This is a genomic window from Niveibacterium terrae (genome assembly GCF_048213115.1).
GTDB lineage: Bacteria > Pseudomonadota > Gammaproteobacteria > Burkholderiales > Rhodocyclaceae > Niveibacterium > Niveibacterium terrae.
In genome coordinates this window covers 2,463,787-2,485,651 of record NZ_CP172404.1, presented here as the reverse complement: position 1 = coordinate 2,485,651, position 21,865 = coordinate 2,463,787, and the positions used below count along the sequence as shown (strand labels likewise).

The window sequence follows — 21,865 nt, the reverse complement described above, 5'->3', positions numbered from 1 at the left end:
GAAATACTGGCTTCCGAAACCACGTACCGTCCGCCCCCGTAGCGATTGCTGCATTGGCTTAGTCTGATTTTTGAAATTTGCGGCCACTTTTTAACCCCCAGTAGGAGAGGGCACGCTCCAGAAGCTCCGCAGTAAATTTTGTTATAAACAAAATTTGTGTTCATAATTTCGATGTCAATTACCGAGCTTTTGTAATAGTTCCTCACCTTTACTGACACTGAGCCATTTACAACAAAAGACGGCGAATTTTCGATATTGCAGTCAAGGCGGGATTCTTCGGAAAAGCAAAATATCGCTGAGAGCCCCCCTAATACAAGCAGGGCTAGCGCTAGCTTATCCCACCACCTGACATAAAACTTTTTATTCCATATGCTTTCCATGGGGCGCGCTCTTTGATTTTGGTTGTTGCTTTGGGGGGGGCGTTATTTCTACGAGATCATCCGTTGGAATGGGTTTGCCCTGAAGGCGCCAGCCTCAAGGCATAGTTGCCGCCGGTCTGCACGAAGCCCAGGCGGCGCAGGAAGCGGTCGGTCCGCTCGATATGGGCACCGCTGTTGACGCCGGCGCAGAGTTCGAAGACTCCGCGGTTCTCGGCCCACTTGCGAAACGCCATCAGCAGGCGCAGCGCGGCGCCGCTCATCCTGCGCTCGGGCAGCACGTCGTAATGAACGATGCTGGCGACGAGCTGGTCCGAAAAGATATGGGTTTCCAGGCAACCGATCAGTCCGCCAACGGCCTGACCCGAATCGTCCTCGGCGACGAAGAAGCAGTACTTTCCCCCTTCGTAGCCGATCAGCCCGGCCAGCGAGCGCCGCACTTTTTCGGCATTGAACTCGAAGCAGTGGAAGCGGGTGATTTCGTGGTGGCGGCGTCCCAGCTCGACGAAGGTCTCGACGTCATCGGGGCGGGCAAAACGTATCTTCATGGCTCTTCCTGGTTCGAACGGCGCAGGCCGTGGAGCGCGCGGCGGCCTGTCGCCGGATCCCGGTAACGCAGCGTGCAGAAGAAATCCCAGGTGTTCCGCCGTTGCCCATCGCCGGTGTAGAAACCGCTGATATCGGCTTCGATGTAATAGCTCTCGCCCGCATCGAGTTCGAGCACGAGCGGAGACGGGGTGCAGTCCACGGCGAACAGCTCCAGACGCCCGGCGGGGACCGTGAAGCTCAGATAGCCGGCATTGGTGATCTTCCCGATTTGCTTGCCCTGGTGGACCAGTGCGTAGCGGCCAAAGGCGCCGACGATCCCGAACGGGCGATAGACGTAGATGCGCGCCAGCCCCGGTGGCGGCGCTGCTTCAGGGGCGACGAAGGCGGGGCCGATCGCACAGCCCGAGAGCACGCTTGCAAACAGCCAAGGGAGAACCCGCGTGAATTTCATGGTTTGAGTTCCGTCGGTGCTTTGGCGACCTGGGCTTCGCGGGTCGGCACCGCACTCCGATCCTCGTCAGGGCAAGGGCGTGAACAGCAAGAGTTCCGGCCCGGAGATGTGCTGAGAATCCGGCAACATCGAGGGTATTTCCGCCTTCAAGACCTCGCCGAGGGCAGGTGGTCGGGATCGGAGGTGTCGCTCTGCACTGGCCCGCAGCGAACTTGTTCATGGACTGGTCATGGAGTGAAACAGATACGAATGTTCGGAGGGTATTGCTGCTGCGTCAACTACCAGCCGGGTTTGGGCGATCCGCGCTGCCGTCCGCGCAATCCCCGGCAGGCGGAGCCGCGGTGGAGACGCGACCCCGCTGTTCAGCGGGGTCGCGAGGGGCTGGGGGGAGAGGGCGCCAGCGTTGCAGCCCCGTCCGGATAGACGCCCGATCTGCGCAGCTTCGCCAGGAGGGGCTGAGCCCGGGGGCCCTGATCGGTAAGGCTGGGGCATTCTTTGTGTGGTAGAAAGCCCTGAAGCGATTGGCTGCGATTCAGTTGGGGCTGAGCCGGACGCAACTCGAACAGGCGCTAAGGGCTGGGAAACTGATAGAGGTGAAAGATCATGAAGAGTCGACTCCTGAAAACCTTGCATGAAACGGCCGAGGACTTTGCGGACATCGGGCTGATCGATACGCAGACCATGCGCGAATTCGATGCGCTGTGCCTGCCCCCGGTGAAGGACTATACGGCGGAGGACATCAGGAATCTGCGCTTGCGCTGCCGGGCGAGTCAGTCGGTGTTTGCGGCCTATCTGAATACCAGTCCGTCCACGGTTCAGAAGTGGGAGCAGGGGCAAAAGCACCCGAACGGCCCTTCGTTGAAGCTGTTGAACCTGGTGGCGAGCAAGGGGCTTGAAGTTCTGGCGTAAAGACCTGGGTTCGCCTCAAGCGCCGATCCCGCCACGCTTCCAGAGGGCGGGCGCCCGCATGAGTCATGCCCGAGCGTCCTGAAAGCCTGTCCTGCGAATGAGCGGTCTGCTTCGGGTCAGCGGAAACTGCTGCACACTGATCTTGTCCTGGTTTTGGAGCTTGTCGTGCTGATTGGATACAAGCGTTTCTGCCGTTCGGGTGTTCTGACCCTTTTGCTCGGACTGGGGGCGCTTCTTGTCACTCCGCTGAGTGCGGCCGCCAGCAATCCTGACCCGCTGCTGATGGCGCCCAGTCCGGACGCGAATTACAGCTTGGGAAGCTGGATGCTGATTCCTCAGCCGCTCCCGATCGTCAAGGCCGAGCTCGAAAGTGGCTTTGCAAAGAACGGCTGGCGCGGATTCCAGTGGCGCGATGATTCTGCTCCGCTGTTGGCGATGGAGTTTTACTGGGGAGAAGTCAGCCTCCTGCACCGGCCCGACATACAAAAGGCCTTGAGCGCCCGGGCGGGAGAGAGAGCCTCGCCGGTCTTTGACCGGGCGCTGGCGGCGGGGGCGATCAGCGCCGAAGAGCGCGCGGTGTACGAGCAAAGCATTCGGGAACAGCTGGGCTACGACAAGGAAACGCTCCAGTCCCAGCCCTTCTTCGCGCAGCGCATCGCCCGCTGGTCCTTCTTTCGCGAGAAGGGTTGGGCCAAAAAGACCGAAAAAGTCACGGGCCTGATCATGGACGTCTCGCCAATGCTCGCCCGCTCGCCGATGACCCTGGTGTGGTTCGCGGGCTGGAATACGGTCACCAGCACCCGCTTCGAGTGGGCCAGTTGCATGACAGGAGTGACCTGCTTTCTCGCTCCGCACTTCGCGAAGCAGGCTGACAGCAAAAAATATCTTGATCCCAAGCTGCTCGCCTATCTGGAGGCCTCAGCAAAAAAAATGCAGGCACTCCCCGACGAGGCAGCGGAGCCGATGCTGCAGGGCTATCGTTTTGCCTACCGAGAGAACAATATGTTCCCCGGGCAGAAACTGTTGAGTGAATCGAAAGCGGCCCCCGTGCGATTGAGCGGGAGCGAATTGCCTGCCGACCTTGCCCCCAGTGAGCTCAACGACAAGCGCTGGAACATGGTCGCTCTGCCCGATGGCAGCGTTCTGATTTCGGGAAACCGCGTGCATCGCCTGGTCCGGGAAACAGGGCAGGTGCGGCGTATCGCGAGCCTTGCTGAACTGGTCTCGGCGCAGGACTTGAAAGTCGATCAATCGGGCCGGGTCTGGAGTTACAGCGAGGCAGGAGAAGCCGGCAGCCATTTTATGGCCTGGAACCCAAAGACCGGAGCGACCCGGAGCTATCCCTTGCCGGCACGGATCAGTGGACGTGGGCGCGGAGTCGAATGGATAGTCGTGCCGGGGCAGGCCATCGCGTTCCGGAACCATGATGATCTGTACACGCTGGAGGCGAACGGACAGTGGATGCACAGCGTCTGGAATAGCCGTTTGCGCACGGAGGTCTCAGACAGTCTGGATCATGTCATGCCCTGGCTGGCGAGGACCTCGGATATCGGCCCCCATTTCGGCGACGGCCTCTTCTGGCAGGCTGACCGGGATGTCTATGGTGTCGACCCGAGGACTGCGCATGTCGTCTCCAGCCTTCGCATTCCCAGCGCCAAGCTCGTCTTTGGCTGTCATGGGGCGGGGTGGGGGCTTGTCCTTGACCGCGCCTATAAGGCCGGCGTTGCGCGGATCTTTGATCTGAAGAGCGGACGCCTTCGCTTTGACGTGGAAACGAGTCTGGCCAACGACACTTCCAGCTTTGCGCGTTCAGCGCACGGGCGCTTGCTCGCGCTGAGCAGTAGATCGAGCAATTCGGTGCAGGTACTCGACATGCACAATGAGCAGCCGCTCGCCGTTTTGCTGGCTCATGAGGGCTATGCGATTCAGGCCACCGCCTTTTCATGGAAGGGCGACCAACTGTGGATGTACGCCAAAGGCAGGGCGGGCCAAGCTCCCAGGATGATGGTCTGGGATGTGCCTGCTTCTGCCATCGATCCGGCCCAAGGGGCGCAGCTGCCCGATCAGTTGAGGTGTGACTACTCAGAGGCCTGCCGTTAGCGGGGCGAGTCCATCGATCTCCTCTTCCCGGGTCAGCTGCTGGCCGCCTGCCGGGGCTGCATCGGGAAAGCGGTTCTCCCCGATGCGGTCGGCGCTGATTCAGGCCACCACGTCGATCTGCTGCAGCGCGCCGGCGCTGCCGTCCTCGTTCAGATAGACGCCCGAGCTCTTGAGCTTCGCCTGTTCCTGGCCCGAACCGTCGGCCAGCGTGAAGGGGCTGGCGACCCGGCCCAGATACAGCGCGCCGACTCCGGCCTGTTTGAGCGTGACGAGGCCGCCTTCGCCCTGAGCGTCCGGCTGCCAGAGCTTGAGCTGGGTGAAGGCGGCGTCGCCTTCGTCGATCCAGCCGTTGCCGTCCTGATCGAGCTTGGCAAGCTCTTCGAAGCCGTCGCCGCTCGCCGGGCCGAAGAGCTCGGAGCCGCCATCGGCGCGTCCGTTGCCGTTCGCATCGCGCACCAGATAGGCTGCCCCGGCGAGCACCGGCAGCGAGTTCATGCCGTCGGTGAGCGCGAACTCGGTCCGCGCGCCGGTCGCCTTGACGCCGGCACCGAAGCTCAGGATCAGCGGATCCTTGGTCTGGGCTGCGGCGCCGCTGCGGATCGAGAGGCTGGTCTCCTCGCGCTGGACGCGCGTGAGGCTCAGCGATAGCGAGAAATCGACGGTGCTGCCATCGCCGAGCGTGATCTTGCCGCTCGCCGAGAAGTCGGTCTGCTCGGTGGTTTCGCTGACGCTTTGGTAATCAAATGCAAATGTCGGCTCCTGGCTGGCGGCGTTGGCCGCAGCGCTCTGGGCGCTCTCGGCAGGGGCGGTCGCCTCGCCGGAGGCGACGCCGGACATGTCGAACAGGCGGATCTCGCGCCCGGTCAGCTGTTCGATGATGTTCTTCAGGATCTGCAGCTGAACCGGAAGCACCTGTTTGCTGCCCGATTCGACGTTCGCTGTCTGGGCGGATGCAGTGCTGACTTGCTGTTTGCGGGCTTCGTCGAGCAGCGCCTGGCCGGCGGAGGAGAGCTCGACCCGGGGGCGCTGCGCCGACGCGTTGTTGTCCAGCGCTGCCGCGCCGGTGCGGAAACTGATGCGTTCCTGGCGGCTCTGGCTCAGCGAATGCGTTGCGCTCAGGCTCATCTCGCTGCTGGCGATCTTCATCTTCCTTCCCTCCGCCCGGAACTCCGGGCTGAAATTTCTGCTTTCAGGTTTGAAAACCTTGCATGAAATACCGGCGTATCGTGGCTATGCTTGAAGTCCTGACGGGGGGACAGTGCCCCTCGTGGTCGTAGACCTGCTTCCCGGGGAGGCGTCCGTTAAAGTTTTGATTTTTAAAGCCGAAATTTTTCAGACACCGTCAGTCGAACGTGTGCGAAGGAGGACAGAACGTGGCCCGAACAAGCGTGTATGGAATCAGCAGAGTGGACAACGAGGTCAGCCGCACACATGGCTGGCTGGTGACGATACAGCGCCGCGGAGTGATCTACCGCAAGCACTTCAGTGACGGCGTCCACGGCGGCAAGCAGAAGTCCTTTGCCGCGGCGAAGGTCTATCGGGACGAGATCATCGCGAACTACCCGCCCTTCTCGATGCGCGAGTATTCGAACATCGTCAAGAAGAACAACCGCTCCGGCGTCGTCGGAGTCTGTCGCTACTGTGCTTCGGAGACGCGCGACATGCCCGAGGAGAAGCAACGCTGGTTCTGGGTTGCTTCCTGGCCTCTTCCCGACGGACGGCGCAAGAGGGTCAAGTTCTCGGTCAAGAAGTACGGCGAGGACGGCGCTTTCAACATGGCGCTCACCGCCCGCAAGGACGCGCTGAAGAAGCTCGAAGGCGAGTTCGATCCGGGCGCGGTGCGCCGCAAGCCGCGCCGCCGCAGCAAGGCCGCAAGCCAGGCCAGCGCCTGAACCGGCGGGCGCTCGCTCAGCGGCGCTCGCCCACCGCGAGGCCGACCAGTGTGCTCAGCACGCTGTAGAGCAGGGCGCCCCAGAAGGCCGACCAGAAGGTCGGCACAATGATGCCTTCGATCAGCCCCGCGACGCCCCAGAAGGCGAGCGCATTGACGACGAGCGCGAAGAGGCCCAGCGTCATCACGCTGATCGGCAGGGTCAGGATCAGCAGCACGGGTTTGAGCACGGCGTTGACGAAGCCCAGCAGCAGCGCGAAGAGCAGCGCGGCGATCCAGCTCTTGATCTGGATGCCGCTGATCAGCTGCGGCAGCAGCATCAGCGCGAGCGTGTCCAGCGCCCAGATGACGACGCGGTTCCAGGAAATCATGGCTGTCCTCCCTGGACAGGATTTGCGTGCGTGCTTTCAGCTTCCAGCCAGTCGCCAGCCTGAGTCCTGACGAGGGTCTGTAGCGCGCGGATGAAGTCGGCCCGCTCGTTGAGGCAGGCGATCGGGCGGTAGTCCTTGCCGCCCGCGCCGAGAAAGTCGCGTTTGCCTTCGAGCGCGATCTCTTCGAGCGTCTCCAGACAGTCGGACACGAAACCGGGGCACAGCACATCGACCGAATCGACTCCGGACTTGGCGAGCGAGATCAGGCTCTGCTGCGTCGAGGGCGTGAGCCATTTGCCGCGGCCGAAGCGGGACTGGAACGAGAGCACCCAGTCTTTCTCGTCCAGTGCGAGCGCGCGGGCGAGCGCGAGCGCGCTGCGTCGGCACTCGTCGAGATAAGGGTCGCCCTTTTCGATGAGGCTGAGGGGAAGGCCGTGGAAGCTGATCACGAGCTTTTTTGCGCGGCCGTTGATCCGCCAGTGTTCGCGCACCGACTGGGCCAGCGCGTGCAGATAGCCGGGATGGGTTGGAAAGCTGCGGGTCATTCTGAGTTCGGGAAGCGAGCGGGTGCTGCGCATCCAGTCGGCCAGCGCGTCGGCGACCGCGCCGGTCGTGCTACCCGAGTACTGAGGGTAGAGCGGCAGGATCAGGATGCGGTCGCAGCCGGCGGCAGTGAGCGCGCTGAGCTGAGCCGCGATAGCCGGGCTCCCGTAGCGCATGCCGGCCAGCACTTCGACCTTCCTGATCCCGGCTTCGGCGAGATAGCCCTTGAGCAGCTTGGCCTGGCGTTCGCTGTGCACGGCCAGAGGAGAGCCTTCGCGCATCCAGATCGAGGCGTATTTGCGGGCCGATTTCGCGGCGCGCAGTGGCAGGATCAGGCCGTGCAGCAGAGGCCACCAGAGCAGGCGGGGCAGTTCGACGACCCGGGGGTCGGCGAGGAATTCGCCGAGATAGCGGCGCACGGCCCGTGGCGTCGCCGCCTCGGGGGTGCCGAGGTTCGCGAGCAGAACGCCGACTTTCTTGTGTGCGGTTTCGGGCGGGGCGGGGCGGAAACGGGGCATATCAGCTCTCAGGAGACAGCGCGCTGGAGAGCAGGCGCGCGGTGATGTCGACGATCGGAATTACGCGTTCGTAGGCCATTCGGGTCGGGCCGATCACGCCCAGCGATCCGACGATGTGGCCATCGACCGAGTAGGGGGAGGTGACGACGGTGCAGTCGTCGAGCGATGCGATCCCGGATTCGCCGCCGATGAAGATCTGCACGCCTTCGGCGCTGCGCGACAGATCGAGCAGTTGGAGCAGGCCGGTGCGGTTCTCGAAGAGGCGGAACAGATCGCGCAGCCTGCTCATGTTCGAGGACAGGTCCTCGACTTCGAGCAGATTGCGCTCGCCGGATAGCACATAGGGCTCGACCGAGCCGCTGATCGCTTCCTCGCCGGCGTCGATCGCCGCGCTCATCAGCTCGGACATGTCGGTCTGCAGCTGGCGCAGCTCCTGTTTGACCCGGGTGCGGATCTCCTCGAAATCGAGGCCGGTGAAGTTCTCGTTGAGCAGGTTCGCCGCGTGCGTCAGCTCGTTGGCCGAATAGGCGCGCTCGGTCAGCAGGATGCGGTTCTGCACGTCGCCCGAGTTGGTCACGATGATCAGCAGAATGCGCTTCTCGGACAGGCCGATGAATTCGATCTGGCGGATCCGGGTCGCCTCCCGGCGCGGCGAGACGACGACTCCGGCGAAGCGGGTCAGCTCGGAGAGCAGGTGGGAGGCGGCGCTGATCACTTTCTGCGGTTGGTCGGGGAGCAGCTGCTGTTTGAGTTCCAGCACTCTGGCTTGTTCGAGCGGCGTGACCGTCAGCAGCGTGTCGACGAAGAAGCGATAACCCTGGGCGGTTGGGATCCGGCCGGCCGAAGTGTGCGGGCTTGCGACGAAGCCGAGCTCTTCGAGGTCGGACATCACGTTGCGTATCGTTGCCGGAGAGATGTCCAGGCCCGAGGATTTGGACAGCGAACGCGAGCCGACCGGCTGCCCTTCGGCGATGTAGCGCTCGACCAGGGTTTTGAGCAGGATCTGCGCGCGGCGGTCCAGGGCTTTGGTGGTATCCATGGCGGTCAATTCTAGGTTCTTTCCGCGTCAGCGCAATGGCGCAGGCGTCTTCATCCTTGTGGTTTAATGCGCATCATGCAGAACGCCTTCCAGACCGTCGCGCTGATCGGCAAATATCAGAGCCCCGAAGTTGCGGGCGCGGTGCTTCGCCTCGCCCATTTCCTGCGCGAGCGCAGCGTCGCGGTGCTGATCGAGCAGGCGACCGCGAGTGCGACCGGGATCACCTCCGAGTTTCCGGTCGCGACCTACGAACAGATAGGCAGCAAGGCCGATCTGGCCGTCGTGCTGGGCGGAGACGGCACGCTGCTGACCGCGGCCAGGCGCCTGGCGAGCCATCAGGTGCCTCTGGCCGGCGTGAACATGGGGCGGCTGGGCTTTCTGACCGACATCGCCTGCGAGGCGATGCTGGAGCGGATCAGCGAGTTTCTGGCCGGCGATTTCCTGCGCGACGAGAGGATGATGCTCGAAGTCTCGATCGAGCGCGCCGGCGAGCGGGTGTTCAACACCGCAGTGCTCAACGACTGCGTGATCAACAAGGGCGAGAGCGGCCGGATGATCGAGTTCGAGCTGCATGTGGACGGCGAATTCGTCTATTTCCAGCGCTCGGACGGCATCATCATCTCGACGCCGACCGGTTCGACCGCCTATGCGATGTCGGCGAACGGCCCCATCCTTCACCCCAAGGTCAGCGGGATCGCGCTGGTGCCGCTGTGCCCGCACGCGCTGTCGCACCGCCCGATCACGGTCGGCGATGACTGCCGGATCGATCTCTTCATCCAGCCGCCTCACGATGCGCGTATCCACTTCGATGGCCAGACCCGTTTCGATGCCCGCTCCGGCGACAAGATCAGCGTTTCGCGCTCCGCTTACCGCGTCTGCCTGCTGCATCCGCTCGGCCACAGCTATTTTTCCATTCTGCGCGAGAAGCTCCACTGGAGCGCCTCTCCGCGCCTGCCCTGAAGGTGCCCTGTGCTGCGACGCCTGACGATTCGTGACTTCGTGCTCGCCCATCGCCTCGAACTGGACTTCTCCGAAGGCTTTGGTGCCCTGACCGGCGAGACCGGCGCGGGCAAGTCCATCCTGCTCGACGCGCTGTCGCTGCTGCTGGGCAGCCGGGCCGATCCGGCCATGATCCGCGAAGGGGGCGAGCGGGCCGAAATCAGCGGTGTCTTCGAACCCGCCGCCGACAGTCCGGTCGCAAGCTGGCTCGCCGCGAACGATTTCGCGGTCGAGGACGAACTGATCGTGCGCCGCGTGCTCGAATCCTCGGGGCGCTCGCGCGCCCAGATCAACGGCAGTCCGGCGACCGGCGCCCAGCTGAAAGAGCTCGGCGAATTCCTCGCCGACATCCACGGTCAGCATGCCCATCACGCGCTGCTGCGCGCCGACTCGCAGCGCCAGATGCTCGACGCCCAGGCCGGCGCGACCGAGCTGTCCCGCGAAGTGGCGCTGCATTTCCGGGAGTGGGCCGGCGCGCGGCGCGCCCACGCCGAAGCGCTCGCCGACCAGGCGGAACTGACGCGCGAACGCGAGATGCTCGAGTGGCAGCTCGGCGAAGCGAAGAGCCTCGCTTTCGATCTTCCCGGCTGGGAGAGCCTCAATGCCGAGCATCAGCGTCTGGGTCACGCGGCCAGCCTGATCGACGGCGCGGCCGAAGCGCTCGCGACGCTCGACGACGACGAGCCGGCGCTCTCGGCGAGCCTGGACCACGTTCTCGCGCGCCTGACCGAACTCTCCCGCTTCGATGGCCAGCTCGCGCCGGTCGTCGATCTGCTGAGCGGGGCTGCGATCGGCCTGGGCGAAGCGGTCAGCGCGCTGCGCCGCTATCGCGACCGGATCGAAGCCGATCCCGAAGCGCTCGAAGCGGCCGAGCGGCGGATCGCCGCGGTGACCCAGTTCGCGCGCAAGTACCGGCTGACGGTCGAGGAGATCCCGGAGCGGATCGGCGAATGGAGCGAGCGGCTGGGGCTGATCGAACAGGCGTCCGATCTCGCTGCGCTGGAGAAGGCCGAGCAGGCCGCGCAGAGCCGCTACCGCGAGGCGGCCGAGCGCCTGTCGGTGCTGCGGCAGCGTGCGGCCAGCGAGTTTTCAAAGGATGTCAGCGACGCGATGCAGAGCCTGGCGATGGCCGGAGGAGTCTTCGACGTTGCGCTCTCGCCGCTCCGCGAAGCTTCGGCTCAGGGCCTGGAGAGTGTCGAGTTCCTGGTCGCGGCGAACCCGAACCAGACTCCGCGGCCGCTGGCGAAAGTCGCGTCCGGGGGCGAGCTGTCGCGGATCGGTCTGGCGATCCAGGTCATCGCGAGCCGCAGCGGTACGGCGCCGACGCTGATCTTCGACGAAGTCGATGTCGGCATAGGCGGGCGGGTCGCCGAGATCGTCGGCCGCCACCTCGCCGCTCTGGGGCGGGAGCGCCAGGTTCTGGTCGTCACCCACCTGCCCCAGGTCGCGGCGCGGGCCGATTGGCAGTGGCAGGTCAGCAAATCGCTCGGGCCTGATGGCGCCGTGCGCTCAGAGCTTGCTCGCCTGGAAGGCGAAGCGCGGGTCGAGGAGATCGCGCGGATGCTCGGCGGGGTCGATATCACCGAGACGACGCGCGCCCATGCGGCCGAACTTCTTGCCGCGCGGTGAATCCTTGATACGAAGTGTGAGCCGCCGCTACTTGGCGGCTTCGCCCGGGGCCAGCCGCGCCTGGGCAAACTGACGGTTCGGACAGTCCTTGTTCAGGCAATCGACATAGAGGTGGAGCGCGTGGTCGCGCACTTCGAAGCCGCGCTCGCGCGCGATCTGGCGCTGCCTCTCCTCGATCTGGCTGTCATAGAATTCCTCGACCTTGCCGCACTGCATGCAGACCAGGTGATCGTGATGCTGGCCCTGGTTCAGCTCGAAGACCGCCTTGGTGACTTCGAAGTGGTGGCGCTCGAGCAGCCCGGCCTGTTCAAATTGGGTCAGAACCCGATAGACCGTCGCCAGACCGATGTCGATACCCTCGTTCATCAACAGCCGATAGACATCTTCAGCGGTCAGATGGCGTTGGTCGGCGCGCTGGAAGAGGTCGAGGATCTTGAGGCGCGGCAGGGTGGCCTTGAGCCCCATGCTCTTGAGGTTTTGGGAATTCGTCATGGGATGCCGGGGATGGATGGTTGCAGGGGCATGATATAGTCTGGCGCTTGTTTTGAAAATGCGCTTCACGACTGGAATCGCCCCGACCATGCGTCTTTCCGCACTTCGCTTGCCCCTGATTCTTTCTCTTTTCCTGCTGGCGCTTTCCGGCTGTCAATGGCTTCGTCCTTACAGCATCGAAATTCGCCAGGGATCCCTGGTCACCGGCGAGATGGTCGCCAGGCTCAAACCCGGCATGAGCGTCGATCAGGTCAAGTTCATTCTCGGCACGCCTTCGCTGACCGACGCCTTTCATGCCCAGCGCTGGGACTACCCCTACGAGTACCGGTCCCCTCGCGGCATCAAGGTCGAACGTCATCTGCTGACGCTCTTCTTCAAGGAAGGCAAGCTCGAACGCTGGGAAGGCGATGTCAAGGCGGAGGCCGCGAAGGAGGAGACTCCGAACCGGGTCGTCGAAATCGCTCCGGCCAAGCGCTGAGGAAAAAATCATGACCCGCAAAATTGCTGTGGCCGGCGCCAGCGGGCGCATGGGCCGGATGATCATCGAGGCGATTCTCGCCGACCAGAATTGCTGCCTGTCGGCGGCGCTCGATCGCGCCGACAGCCCTTTCATCGGCCGCGATGCGACCGATTTTGCCGGTCAGCTGAGTGGCGTCGCGATTGCGACGTCGGTTCCCGATGCGTTTGCGGCTTCGGACTGCCTGATCGATTTCACCCGTCCCGAAGCGACGCTCGCCCACCTCGACGCGGCTGTTGCGGCCGGTAAGGCGATCGTGATCGGTACGACCGGCTTCGATGCAGCGGGCAAAGCGAAGATTGCCGAGGCGGCGAAGACGATTCCGGTTGTATTCGCGCCGAACATGGCGGTCGGCGTCAATGCGGTGTTCCGCCTGCTCGACGTGGCCGCGCGCATCCTTGCCAGCGGCTACGATATCGAAGTGATCGAGGCTCACCACCGGCACAAGGTCGATGCGCCTTCCGGAACCGCACTCAGGATGGGGGAAGTTGTTGCCCAGGCCCTGAATCGGGATCTCTCCGAGTGCGCGGTCTATGGCCGCGAAGGCTATACGGGCGAGAGGCCCGAGCAGCAGATCGGCTTTGCGACGGTGCGCGGCGGCGACATAGTCGGCGACCATACCGTGATGTTCGCGGGTCTGGGCGAACGCATCGAGATTACCCACAAGGCTTCGAGCCGCATGCCTTACGCGCTCGGTTCGCTGCGCGCGGCGCTCTTTCTTGACGGCCGCTCGCCCGGTCTCTATGACATGCAGGACGTGCTGGGCTTGCGCTGACCGGTTTCGCTCCGCCTTCCCGCGAAGGCGCGCTCCGGATGGCTCCCGCGCTGAAATGGCCAGAGTGTCACGATGCCCGATTCTGACGCAGATCGTGGAAATTCTCCCGCCTCGCCGAACGGTGACGAGGCTCACGGGCAATGGCTCGCCGAGAAGCGGGCACTCGAGCGCCGGCTCGCCGAGAGCGAAGAGCGCCTGAGCCTGATGCTCGACGTCTCCGGAGATGGTCTCTGGGAGATGGAGGACGCGAGCGGGAGCATGAGCCTGCGTTCGAACTGGATGGCCTCGCTGGGCTATCTGCCCGGCGAGATCGAACTGACCGTGGCGCTCTGGCAGACCATGGTTCATCCCGACGATCGGGCGATGGCTGAAGCCGGCGTCCGGGATCTGATCTCCGGCAAACGATCCGAGTACCTGGCCGAGTACCGCCTCAGAACGAAGCGCGGCGACTGGAAGTGGATACAGGTGCGGGGCAAGGCAGTGTTGCGCGATCCCGATGGCCGTGCGCTGCGCGTACTGGGCACCCTGCGTGACATCACCGAGCGCAAGCACTGGGAGCAGGAGCTCTTGAGCGCCCGGGATGCCGCTGAGGCGGCCAACCGCGCGAAGAGCGATTTTCTGGCCAACATGAGCCATGAGATCCGCACGCCGATGAACGGGATCATGGGCATGACCGAGCTGGCGCTCGAGACCCGTCTCGACGCCGAGCAGAAGGGCTATCTCGAAACTGTTCTCTCGTCGGCCGAGGCACTGCTGACCATTCTGAACGACGTGCTCGACTTCTCGAAGATCGAGGCCGGGCGGCTCGATCTGGAGAATATCGAGTTCTCGCTCTCCGGCGTGATCGCCGACTGCGTCAAGACGATGGCCTTGCGCGCGCAGCAAAAGGGCCTGGAATTGATCTGCGACGTCGAGGAGGATCTGCCTCTGCGTCTGCAGGGCGATCCGGGGCGGCTGCGGCAGGTCTTGCTGAACCTGATCGGCAATGCGATCAAGTTCACCGAGCGTGGCGAAGTCGAGGTTCTGGCGCGCAAGGTGGCCTTGGAAGGCGGGCGGGTCAGGATAGAGTTTTCGGTCCGCGACTCGGGGATCGGAATTCCCGCGGACAAGCACGACGCGATCTTCGAGGTCTTCTCGCAGGCCGACAGCTCGACGACGCGCAAGTTCGGCGGAACCGGGCTGGGGCTGGCGATCTGCCGGCGCCTCACCGAGTTGATGAACGGGCGAATCTGGGTCGAGAGCGAGCCGGGCGTCGGCAGCACTTTTCGTTTCACGGTCGATGCGGGTGTGCTCGGTCGGCCCGAAACGATCAAGCTGCCCGAAGTCTTTGCGGGGCGGCGGGCGCTTCTGGTCGTCCGCAATCCGAATCTGTGCGCACGCCTGGCGGCTGATCTGCGCCGCGGGGGGCTCGGCTGTGCGACGGCGCACAGCGTCGATGAAGCGCTCGCCGAGCTGCATGCCGCCGTTGAGTCCGGTCAGGCTTTCGATCTGATGATCGTCGATGCCGATCTCGCCGAACCGGGCGGTTTTGCCCTGCCTTCGCGCTTTTTCGATGAGGGCGCTTCGTGCGAGCGGATCGTGATGCTTCTCTCGGCCAAGAACCAGCGCGAGGATGCGCAGCGCTGTCGTCAGCTCGGCCTGCGCGCCCACCTGGTCAAGCCCTTCTTCCGCTTCGAGCTTTGGGATGCGGCTCAGCTTGCGCTGGGTGTCGAGGGCGGGAGCGGCTATTCGCTGGCCGAGTTCGATCTCGTTGCGGCAAAAGCGGCGTCCGAAGCGCCGGACCGCCCGCTGGACATCCTGCTCGTCGAGGATAATCCGGTGAATCAGGCGGTCGCGTGCAAAGTTCTGGAGCGGGCTGGGCACAAGGTGACGCTGGCCAGCAACGGCGCCGAGGCGCTCGAACTCTTCGACCGGCAGAGTTTCGATCTGATCCTGATGGATGTGCAGATGCCGGTGATGGGAGGGATCGAAGCGACGCGGGCGATCCGTACCCGCGAAGCGCGGCGCAGCTGGGCCGGGACCGGTACGCTGATGAGTGTGCCGATTGTCGCGATGACCGCGCATGCGATGCGCGGCGACCGGGAACGCTGCCTCGAAGCAGGAATGGACGATTACGTCGTCAAGCCGCTCAAGCCCGCCGATCTGTTCGCGACGATACGCCGGGTGGTCGCCGAACCCGAGCCCGGAGCCAATCCCTACGATTCGTCGGCGACCTACGTTGAATCCCAGAGCGACGCCCTGGGGGACGATGTGGCCGATCTGGCGCAGACCCGCGATACTCTGGACGGCGATGAAGGTGCGGTCCAGATGGTAATTGGCGTTTTTCTGAATGACTACGGGCGGGCGCGTGCCGAGCTGCTTCAGGCCGGCAGGGCCTGCGATTGGGTTCTTCTGGCGCGCGCCGCGCACTCGCTCAAAGCCTCGGCCGGGATCTTTGGCGCCGTGATCGTCGCCGAGGCTGCGCTCGGGCTGGAGCAGGCGGCCCGCGCGCAGCGCGAAGCCGACGCCAAGTTGCGCCTCGCCGAGCTGATCCCCGAGCTGGACAGGCTGGCAAGCCATTTGCGCCGCGAGCACAGGCCGGGAGTTTCGCCTTGAGGGCGCGGCCGGATTTGCCTCGGCGGCCCCGAATCGGTATAATGCCGTCACATTGCAAGCGGGATGCGCCTTAGGGCGAATCCCGTTTTTCATGTCCGACGTCGGTTCCGGCGTCGCTCCGAATTCCGGAATTTGGCACTAGTTTCAGGGAGTCCTCCGTGACAGCATTCCCCCCAGCCTTGCTCGCGCTCGCCGACGGTACGGTGTTCCATGGCAAAGGGATTGGCGCCATCGGTTCATCCGTTGGCGAAGTCGTATTCAATACCGCGATGACCGGCTATCAGGAGATCCTCACCGATCCTTCCTATAGCCGGCAGATCGTGACCCTCACTCATCCGCATATCGGCAACACCGGTACGAACAGCGAAGACTGCGAATCGGGCCGTGCCCATGCGGCCGGTCTGATTGTTCGCGATCTGCCGCTGCGGGTTTCGAACTTCCGCGCCGAGCGTACGCTCGACAGCTACCTTGCCGCCGAAGGCATCGTGGCGATCGCCGGTATCGATACGCGCAAGCTGACCCGCATCCTCAGGGAGAAGGGCGCCCAGGCTGGCTGCATCGTGACCGCGCCGGCTGGCACCGAGATCGATGTGACCGCCGCGATCGCCGCGGCCCGGGCTTTCCCCGGGCTCGCCGGCATGGACCTGGCCCAGGTCGTGACGGCCGACAAGGCCTATGCATGGGATTCGGGCGAATGGCATCTCGGCGAGGGCTTCAAGACCCAGGACACGCCTCGTTACCACGTCGTTGCCTACGATTTCGGAGTCAAGCGCAACATCCTGCGCATGCTCGCCGAGCGCGGCTGTCGCCTGACCGTCGTGCCGGCGAAGACGCCGGCGGCCGAAGTGCTGGCGATGAATCCGGATGGCGTCTTCCTGTCCAACGGCCCGGGAGATCCGGAGCCCTGCGACTACGCGATCGCCGCGATCCGCGAATTCCTCGAACGCAAGATCCCGACTTTCGGCATCTGTCTGGGTCATCAGCTGATGGCTTTGGCGGCGGGCGGCAAGACGCAGAAGATGAAATTCGGCCATCACGGCGCGAACCATCCGGTCAAGGATCTCGAGTCTGGCCGTGTGCTGATCACCAGTCAGAACCACGGTTTCGCCGCGGATCCCGCGACGCTGCCGGCCAATGTCAAGGTGACCCATGTTTCGCTGTTCGATGGCAGCCTGCAAGGCATGGCCTGGACCGACCGTCCGGCGCTGTCCTTCCAGGGCCACCCGGAAGCGAGCCCTGGCCCGCACGACGTGGCTTATCTGTTTGACCGTTTCGTCGGCTTCCTCGCGCAAGCCAAGAAGTGATTTCCTCCGGCGCGCAGCCCAGCGTTGCGCGCCTCGCCCGGTGGTGAAAGAAACATGCCCAAGCGTACAGACATCCAGAGCATCCTGATCATCGGCGCAGGTCCGATCGTGATCGGTCAGGCGTGCGAGTTCGACTACTCCGGCGCCCAGGCCTGCAAGGCCCTGCGCGACGAAGGTTTCCGCGTCATCCTCGTGAACTCGAACCCGGCCACGATCATGACCGACCCGGAGATGGCCGATGTGACCTACATCGAGCCGATCACCTGGCAAGTGCTCGAGCGCATCATCGAAAAGGAGCGCCCGGACGCGGTGCTGCCGACGATGGGCGGACAGACCGCGCTGAACTGTGCGCTCGATCTGTGGCGCAACGGCGTGCTCGAGAAATTCGGCGTCGAGATGATCGGCGCCAAGCCTGATGCGATCGACAAGGCGGAAGACCGTCAGAAGTTCAAGCTGGCGATGACCAAGATCGGCCTCGCTTCGGCGCGTTCGGGTGTTGCGCACACGATGGAGGAGGCGCTGGCCGTCCAGGCGACCGTGGGCTTCCCGGTCATCATCCGTCCGTCCTTCACGATGGGCGGTACCGGCGGCGGCATCGCCTACAACATCGAGGAATTCGTCGAGATCTGCACGCGCGGCCTCGATCTGTCGCCGACCCGCGAGCTGCTGATCGAGGAATCGCTGCTGGGCTGGAAAGAGTACGAGATGGAAGTCGTTCGGGACAAGAACGACAACTGCATCATCATCTGCTCGATCGAAAACCTCGACCCGATGGGTGTGCATACCGGCGACTCGATCACGATCGCGCCGGCCCAGACCCTGACCGACCGCGAATACCAGATCATGCGCAACGCGTCGATCGCGGTGCTGCGCGAGATCGGCGTCGACACCGGCGGCTCGAACGTGCAGTTCTCGGTCAATCCGAAAGATGGCCGGATGATCGTGATCGAAATGAATCCGCGCGTCTCCCGCTCCTCTGCACTGGCGTCGAAGGCGACCGGCTTCCCGATCGCGAAGATCGCCGCGAAGCTCGCGGTCGGCTTCACGCTCGACGAGCTGAAAAACGAGATCACCGGCGGTGCGACCCCGGCTTCGTTCGAGCCTTCGATCGACTATATCGTCACGAAGATTCCGCGCTTTGCCTTCGAGAAGTTCCCGGCCGCGAACGACCGGCTGACGACCCAGATGAAGTCGGTCGGCGAAGTGATGGCGATCGGCCGCAGCTTCCAGGAATCGTTCCAGAAGGCGCTGCGGGGTCTGGAGACCGGCGCCTACGGCCTCGACGAAGTCGAATGCGACCGCGAAGAGCTCGAGAACGAGCTGAGCAATCCCGGTTCCCAGCGGATCTGGTACGTCGGTCAGGCCTTCCGCGAAGGTATGAGCCTCGATCAGCTGCACGGTCTGACGAAGATCGATCCGTGGTTCCTGGCCCAGATCGAGGACATCGTGCTGACCGAGAAGTCGCTGGTTGGCCGTTCGCTGAAGTCTCTGCCGGCTGGTGAGCTGCGCGACCTCAAGCGCAAGGGCTTCTCCGACCGTCGTCTGGCGCGCCTCTTGGCGACCGACGAGACCGCGGTGCGGCTGCAGCGTCACACGCTGGGCGTGCGCCCGGTCTATAAGCGCGTCGATACCTGCGCGGCCGAGTTCGCGACCGGCACTGCCTACCTGTATTCGAGCTACGAAGACGAGTGCGAAGCGCTGCCGACGAATCGCAAGAAGATCATGGTTCTCGGCGGCGGGCCGAACCGGATCGGGCAGGGCATCGAATTCGACTACTGCTGCGTCCATGCTTCGCTCGCGCTGCGCGAGGATGGCTATGAGACGATCATGGTCAACTGCAATCCGGAAACCGTCTCGACCGACTACGACACCTCCGATCGCCTGTACTTCGAGCCGGTCACGCTCGAAGACATCCTCGAGATCGTCGCGGTCGAAAAGCCGGTCGGCGTGATCGTCCAGTTCGGTGGCCAGACTCCGCTCAAGCGTGCGCGTGAGCTCGAAGCCAATGGCGTGCCGATCATCGGCACGACTCCGGACATGATCGACGCCGCCGAAGACCGCGAGCGCTTCCAGAAGCTGCTCAACGATCTGGGCTTGCGCCAGCCGCCCAACCGCACCGCGCGCACGGCCGAAGAGGCGGTGCGTCTCGCGGCCGAGATCGGCTATCCGGTCGTCGTTCGTCCCTCCTATGTGCTGGGCGGCCGGGCGATGGAGATCGTCCATGAGCAGAAGGACCTGGAGCGCTATATGCGCGAAGCGGTCAAGGTCTCGAACGATTCTCCGGTGCTGATCGACCGCTTCCTGAACAACGCGACCGAGATCGACGTCGATGCGCTGTCCGACGGTGAGGAAGTGATCATCGGCGGGATCATGCAGCACATCGAACAGGCTGGCGTGCACTCGGGCGACTCGGCCTGCTCGCTGCCGCCTTACTCGCTGACGAAGGAGCTGCAGGACGAGCTGCGCCGTCAGACCAAGCTGATGGCCAAGGGCCTCAATGTCTGCGGTCTGATGAACGTGCAGTTTGCGATCCAGGGCCGCGGCGAGGATGCAGTCGTCTTCGTGCTCGAAGTCAATCCGCGCGCCTCGCGCACCGTCCCCTTCGTTTCGAAGGCGAGTTCGCTGCCGCTCGCGAAGGTTGCCGCACGCTGCATGGCGGGCCGTTCGCTCAAGGATCAGGGCGTCACCGCCGAGATCATTCCGCCTTTCTTTGCGGTCAAGGAAGCGGTCTTCCCGTTCGCGAAGTTCCCCGGCGTCGATACGATCCTCGGGCCGGAGATGAAGTCGACCGGCGAAGTGATGGGGGTCGGCCGCAGCTTCGCCGAGGCCTTCGTCAAGAGCCAGCTCGCCGCCGGCGTGCGTCTGCCGACCTCGGGCAAGGCCTTCATCAGCGTCAAGATGACCGACCGCCCCAACGCGGTCGGGATCGCCCGCGAGCTGGTCGATCTGGGCTTCGTGCTCTATGCGACGCGCGGCACGGCCGCGGCGATCGAAGCAGCCGGTGTCGCGGTGACCGTCGTCAACAAGGTGACCGAAGGCCGTCCGCACATCGTGGATATGATCAAGAACAACGAGATCAGCCTTGTCGTCAACACGGTCGAGGAAAAGCGCCAGGCGATCGCCGACTCGCGCTCGATCCGCACCAGTGCTCTGGCGGGCAAGGTCACGATCTTCACGACAATCGAAGGGGCTCGCGCTGCCTGCATGGGCATCCGCCAGCAATCCGAACTCACTCCCTATTCGCTGCAAGCGCTGCATGGCGAACTTGCCTGAACGACAATGAACAAGATACCTCTGACCAAGCGCGGGGCTGAACTGCTCCGCGCCGAGCTGCACAAACTGAAGACGGTCGAACGGCCGTCCGTGATCGAAGCGATCGCCGAAGCGCGCTCGCATGGCGATCTGTCCGAAAACGCTGAATACGACGCGGCCAAGGAACGTCAGGGCTTCGTCGAAGGCCGGATCAAGGAAGTCGAAGGCAAGCTGTCCAACGCGCTGATCGTCGATCCCAGCTCGCTCGATGCCGACGGGCGCTGCGTGTTCGGTTCAACGGTCGAACTGGAGGACGAGAACGGCAATACGCTCGTCTATCAGATCGTCGGTGAGGATGAAGCGGACAGCAAGGCGGGACGGCTTTCGGTTTCGTCCCCGATCGCGCGCGCGCTGATCGGCAAGTTCGCCGGCGATATCGCCGAAGTCCAGACTCCGGGTGGCGTGCGCGAACTTGAAGTTGTCGATGTCCGCTACGTCTGAAGCATGAACCAGATCTTCCGGCCTCTCTACGCGATCGCGCTGACCCTGTGGGTCGGCGCCTTGTGGGCGATTGGCGGGATTGCCGCGCCGACCCTGTTCTCGGCGCTGTCCGATCACCTGCTCGCCGGGATGCTCGCGGGCCGGATGTTCGTCGCAGTCGCCTGGATAGGCATAGGCTGCGGCGCTTATCTGATGCTGCATCAGGCGGTTGAGCGGGGCTGGCAGGCCTTCAGGTCCCCGGCCTTCTGGATCGTGCTGCTGATGTTCGTGCTGACCCTGGCCGGACACTTCGGCATCGAGCCGGTGCTCAGACAGATCAAGAACGCGGCGCTGCCGCGCGAAGTGATGCAGAGCGTCGTGCGCGACCGCTTCCTCGCCTGGCACGGCATCTCCAGCGCGCTCTATGTCGTCCAGTGCGCGCTCGGTGGTGCGCTGGTCGTGCTCGAATTCACCGGTCTGGCCCGGGGAAGCCAGGCTTCGCCGTCCAGATCGGGGCGCGCCTCATCCGGGCGCCGGCGCTGAGCGCTCTGATAAAGCAAGAGCGAACCCAGGGGTTCGCTCTTTGCGTTTCAGCGCTTCGGGGGGCGACGGCTGCGGCGGGGGCGGGGAGATCCGCCGCTCGGGCGGGCCGCCGAGGCGCCGAGGCGACGCACGGCGCTGGTGCCGGTCGTGGTTCGCGAGGTGCGGCCCGATTCGAGCTTGGCGCGGGGCAGGGCGCGGGGCTTGCGCGCGGCAAGCGGCTTTTCTTCGGGTTCAGGCTTTTCGCGGAACACGATCAGCAGTTTGCCGATCGTCTGCACCGGAGCGCAGTCGAGCTTTTCGCAGATCTCCCGCATCAAGCTCGTGCGGAACTCGCGGTCATCGCTATAGACGCGGATCTTGATCAGCTCGTGCGCGTTGAGCGAGCTGTCGATTTCCTTGAGCACCCCATCCGACAGGCCGTTTCCGGCGATACTGACGACCGGATCGAGGTGGTGAGCGCTGGCGCGTAGCGCGCGCTGCTGGGCAGGTAGAAGTTCTTTCATGGACAATCCATCAATCAAACCGGTATTT

The 21,865-nt window shown here is 64.0% G+C and carries 20 protein-coding genes; 12 read left to right on the top strand and 8 right to left on the bottom strand.

The genetic code is table 11. The features are described from left to right. Positions 1-436: 436 nt before the first annotated feature. Positions 437-925: a GNAT family N-acetyltransferase gene (locus tag ACHFB9_RS11520; RefSeq protein ID WP_417067268.1), complete on the bottom strand. Its 489-nt coding sequence runs from the start codon at positions 923-925 to the stop codon at positions 437-439. Next, positions 922-1,377, bottom strand: coding sequence for a DUF2846 domain-containing protein (locus tag ACHFB9_RS11515; RefSeq protein ID WP_417067266.1), 456 nt, complete (start codon positions 1,375-1,377; stop codon positions 922-924). The genes ACHFB9_RS11520 and ACHFB9_RS11515 overlap by 4 nt, the downstream gene beginning before the upstream one ends. Before the next feature lie 603 nt (positions 1,378-1,980). Between ACHFB9_RS11515 and ACHFB9_RS11510 the strand changes: the two genes are divergently transcribed. Further along, positions 1,981-2,286, top strand: coding sequence for a helix-turn-helix domain-containing protein (locus ACHFB9_RS11510; protein WP_417067264.1), 306 nt, complete (start codon positions 1,981-1,983; stop codon positions 2,284-2,286). Between the two features lie 165 nt (positions 2,287-2,451). Further along, a complete protein-coding gene (locus ACHFB9_RS11505) occupies positions 2,452-4,386 on the top strand; it encodes a hypothetical protein (RefSeq protein WP_417067263.1) in 1,935 nt (644 codons plus the stop codon). Positions 4,387-4,485: 99 nt separating this feature from the next. On the opposite strand, the gene ACHFB9_RS11500 is transcribed toward ACHFB9_RS11505, so the two are convergent. Then, positions 4,486-5,532, bottom strand: a complete 1,047-nt coding sequence (locus ACHFB9_RS11500; RefSeq protein ID WP_417067261.1) for a hypothetical protein — start codon at positions 5,530-5,532, stop codon at positions 4,486-4,488. Between the two features lie 260 nt (positions 5,533-5,792). Here ACHFB9_RS11500 and ACHFB9_RS11495 point away from each other — a divergent pair, with 260 nt between their 5' ends. After that, positions 5,793-6,278 carry an AP2 domain-containing protein gene (locus ACHFB9_RS11495; protein ID WP_417067260.1) on the top strand — a complete coding sequence of 162 codons (486 nt, stop codon included), beginning with the start codon at positions 5,793-5,795 and terminating at the stop codon, positions 6,276-6,278. A gap of 16 nt (positions 6,279-6,294) precedes the next feature. Here ACHFB9_RS11495 and ACHFB9_RS11490 read toward each other — a convergent pair whose 3' ends face one another. From ACHFB9_RS11490 to hrcA, 3 genes are read right to left on the bottom strand one after another with little or no spacing between them, the layout of a single operon-like run. Continuing rightward, positions 6,295-6,648 (bottom strand): phage holin family protein, encoded by a 354-nt coding sequence (locus tag ACHFB9_RS11490; protein ID WP_417067258.1) that lies wholly within the window; start codon positions 6,646-6,648, stop codon positions 6,295-6,297. After that, positions 6,645-7,709: a ferrochelatase gene (gene hemH / locus ACHFB9_RS11485; RefSeq protein ID WP_417067257.1), complete on the bottom strand. Its 1,065-nt coding sequence runs from the start codon at positions 7,707-7,709 to the stop codon at positions 6,645-6,647. Before hemH ends, ACHFB9_RS11490 begins: the two co-directional genes overlap by 4 nt. A gap of 1 nt (position 7,710) precedes the next feature. Further along, on the bottom strand, positions 7,711-8,748 hold the full coding sequence (gene hrcA / locus ACHFB9_RS11480) for a heat-inducible transcriptional repressor HrcA (RefSeq protein WP_417067255.1): 1,038 nt from the start codon (positions 8,746-8,748) through the stop codon (positions 7,711-7,713). Between the two features lie 75 nt (positions 8,749-8,823). Here hrcA and ACHFB9_RS11475 point away from each other — a divergent pair, with 75 nt between their 5' ends. Both ACHFB9_RS11475 and recN read left to right on the top strand, forming a co-directional pair. Continuing rightward, positions 8,824-9,708: an NAD kinase gene (locus tag ACHFB9_RS11475; RefSeq protein ID WP_417067253.1), complete on the top strand. Its 885-nt coding sequence runs from the start codon at positions 8,824-8,826 to the stop codon at positions 9,706-9,708. Between the two features lie 9 nt (positions 9,709-9,717). Continuing rightward, a complete protein-coding gene (recN, locus tag ACHFB9_RS11470; RefSeq protein ID WP_417067252.1) occupies positions 9,718-11,376 on the top strand; it encodes a DNA repair protein RecN in 1,659 nt (552 codons plus the stop codon). A gap of 27 nt (positions 11,377-11,403) precedes the next feature. Here recN and fur read toward each other — a convergent pair whose 3' ends face one another. After that, positions 11,404-11,868, bottom strand: coding sequence for a ferric iron uptake transcriptional regulator (fur, locus tag ACHFB9_RS11465; RefSeq protein WP_417067251.1), 465 nt, complete (start codon positions 11,866-11,868; stop codon positions 11,404-11,406). Between the two features lie 109 nt (positions 11,869-11,977). Here fur and ACHFB9_RS11460 point away from each other — a divergent pair, with 109 nt between their 5' ends. The 7 genes from ACHFB9_RS11460 (at position 11,978) to ACHFB9_RS11430 (ending at position 21,334) form a co-directional block, all read left to right on the top strand. After that, entirely contained in the window at positions 11,978-12,346 is a 369-nt protein-coding gene (locus tag ACHFB9_RS11460) for an outer membrane protein assembly factor BamE (RefSeq protein ID WP_417067250.1), read from the top strand. A gap of 10 nt (positions 12,347-12,356) precedes the next feature. Then, positions 12,357-13,160, top strand: coding sequence for a 4-hydroxy-tetrahydrodipicolinate reductase (gene dapB / locus ACHFB9_RS11455; RefSeq protein ID WP_417067249.1), 804 nt, complete (start codon positions 12,357-12,359; stop codon positions 13,158-13,160). Positions 13,161-13,232: 72 nt separating this feature from the next. Then, positions 13,233-15,755 carry a response regulator gene (locus ACHFB9_RS11450; RefSeq protein WP_417067248.1) on the top strand — a complete coding sequence of 841 codons (2,523 nt, stop codon included), beginning with the start codon at positions 13,233-13,235 and terminating at the stop codon, positions 15,753-15,755. Positions 15,756-15,913: 158 nt separating this feature from the next. Continuing rightward, the gene (gene carA, locus ACHFB9_RS11445) at positions 15,914-17,059 is read left to right on the top strand and encodes a glutamine-hydrolyzing carbamoyl-phosphate synthase small subunit (RefSeq protein WP_417067247.1); all 1,146 of its coding nucleotides are present in this window, start codon (positions 15,914-15,916) and stop codon (positions 17,057-17,059) included. 54 nt (positions 17,060-17,113) lie between these two features. Then, positions 17,114-20,332, top strand: coding sequence for a carbamoyl-phosphate synthase large subunit (gene carB / locus ACHFB9_RS11440; protein WP_417067245.1), 3,219 nt, complete (start codon positions 17,114-17,116; stop codon positions 20,330-20,332). Between the two features lie 6 nt (positions 20,333-20,338). Beyond that, positions 20,339-20,812, top strand: a complete 474-nt coding sequence (greA, locus tag ACHFB9_RS11435; RefSeq protein WP_417067244.1) for a transcription elongation factor GreA — start codon at positions 20,339-20,341, stop codon at positions 20,810-20,812. Between the two features lie 3 nt (positions 20,813-20,815). Then, positions 20,816-21,334, top strand: coding sequence for a DUF4149 domain-containing protein (locus ACHFB9_RS11430; RefSeq protein WP_417067242.1), 519 nt, complete (start codon positions 20,816-20,818; stop codon positions 21,332-21,334). A 47-nt stretch (positions 21,335-21,381) separates the two neighbouring features. On the opposite strand, the gene ACHFB9_RS11425 is transcribed toward ACHFB9_RS11430, so the two are convergent. Then, on the bottom strand, positions 21,382-21,837 hold the full coding sequence (locus tag ACHFB9_RS11425; RefSeq protein ID WP_417067241.1) for a YhbY family RNA-binding protein: 456 nt from the start codon (positions 21,835-21,837) through the stop codon (positions 21,382-21,384). Positions 21,838-21,865: the final 28 nt, after the last annotated feature.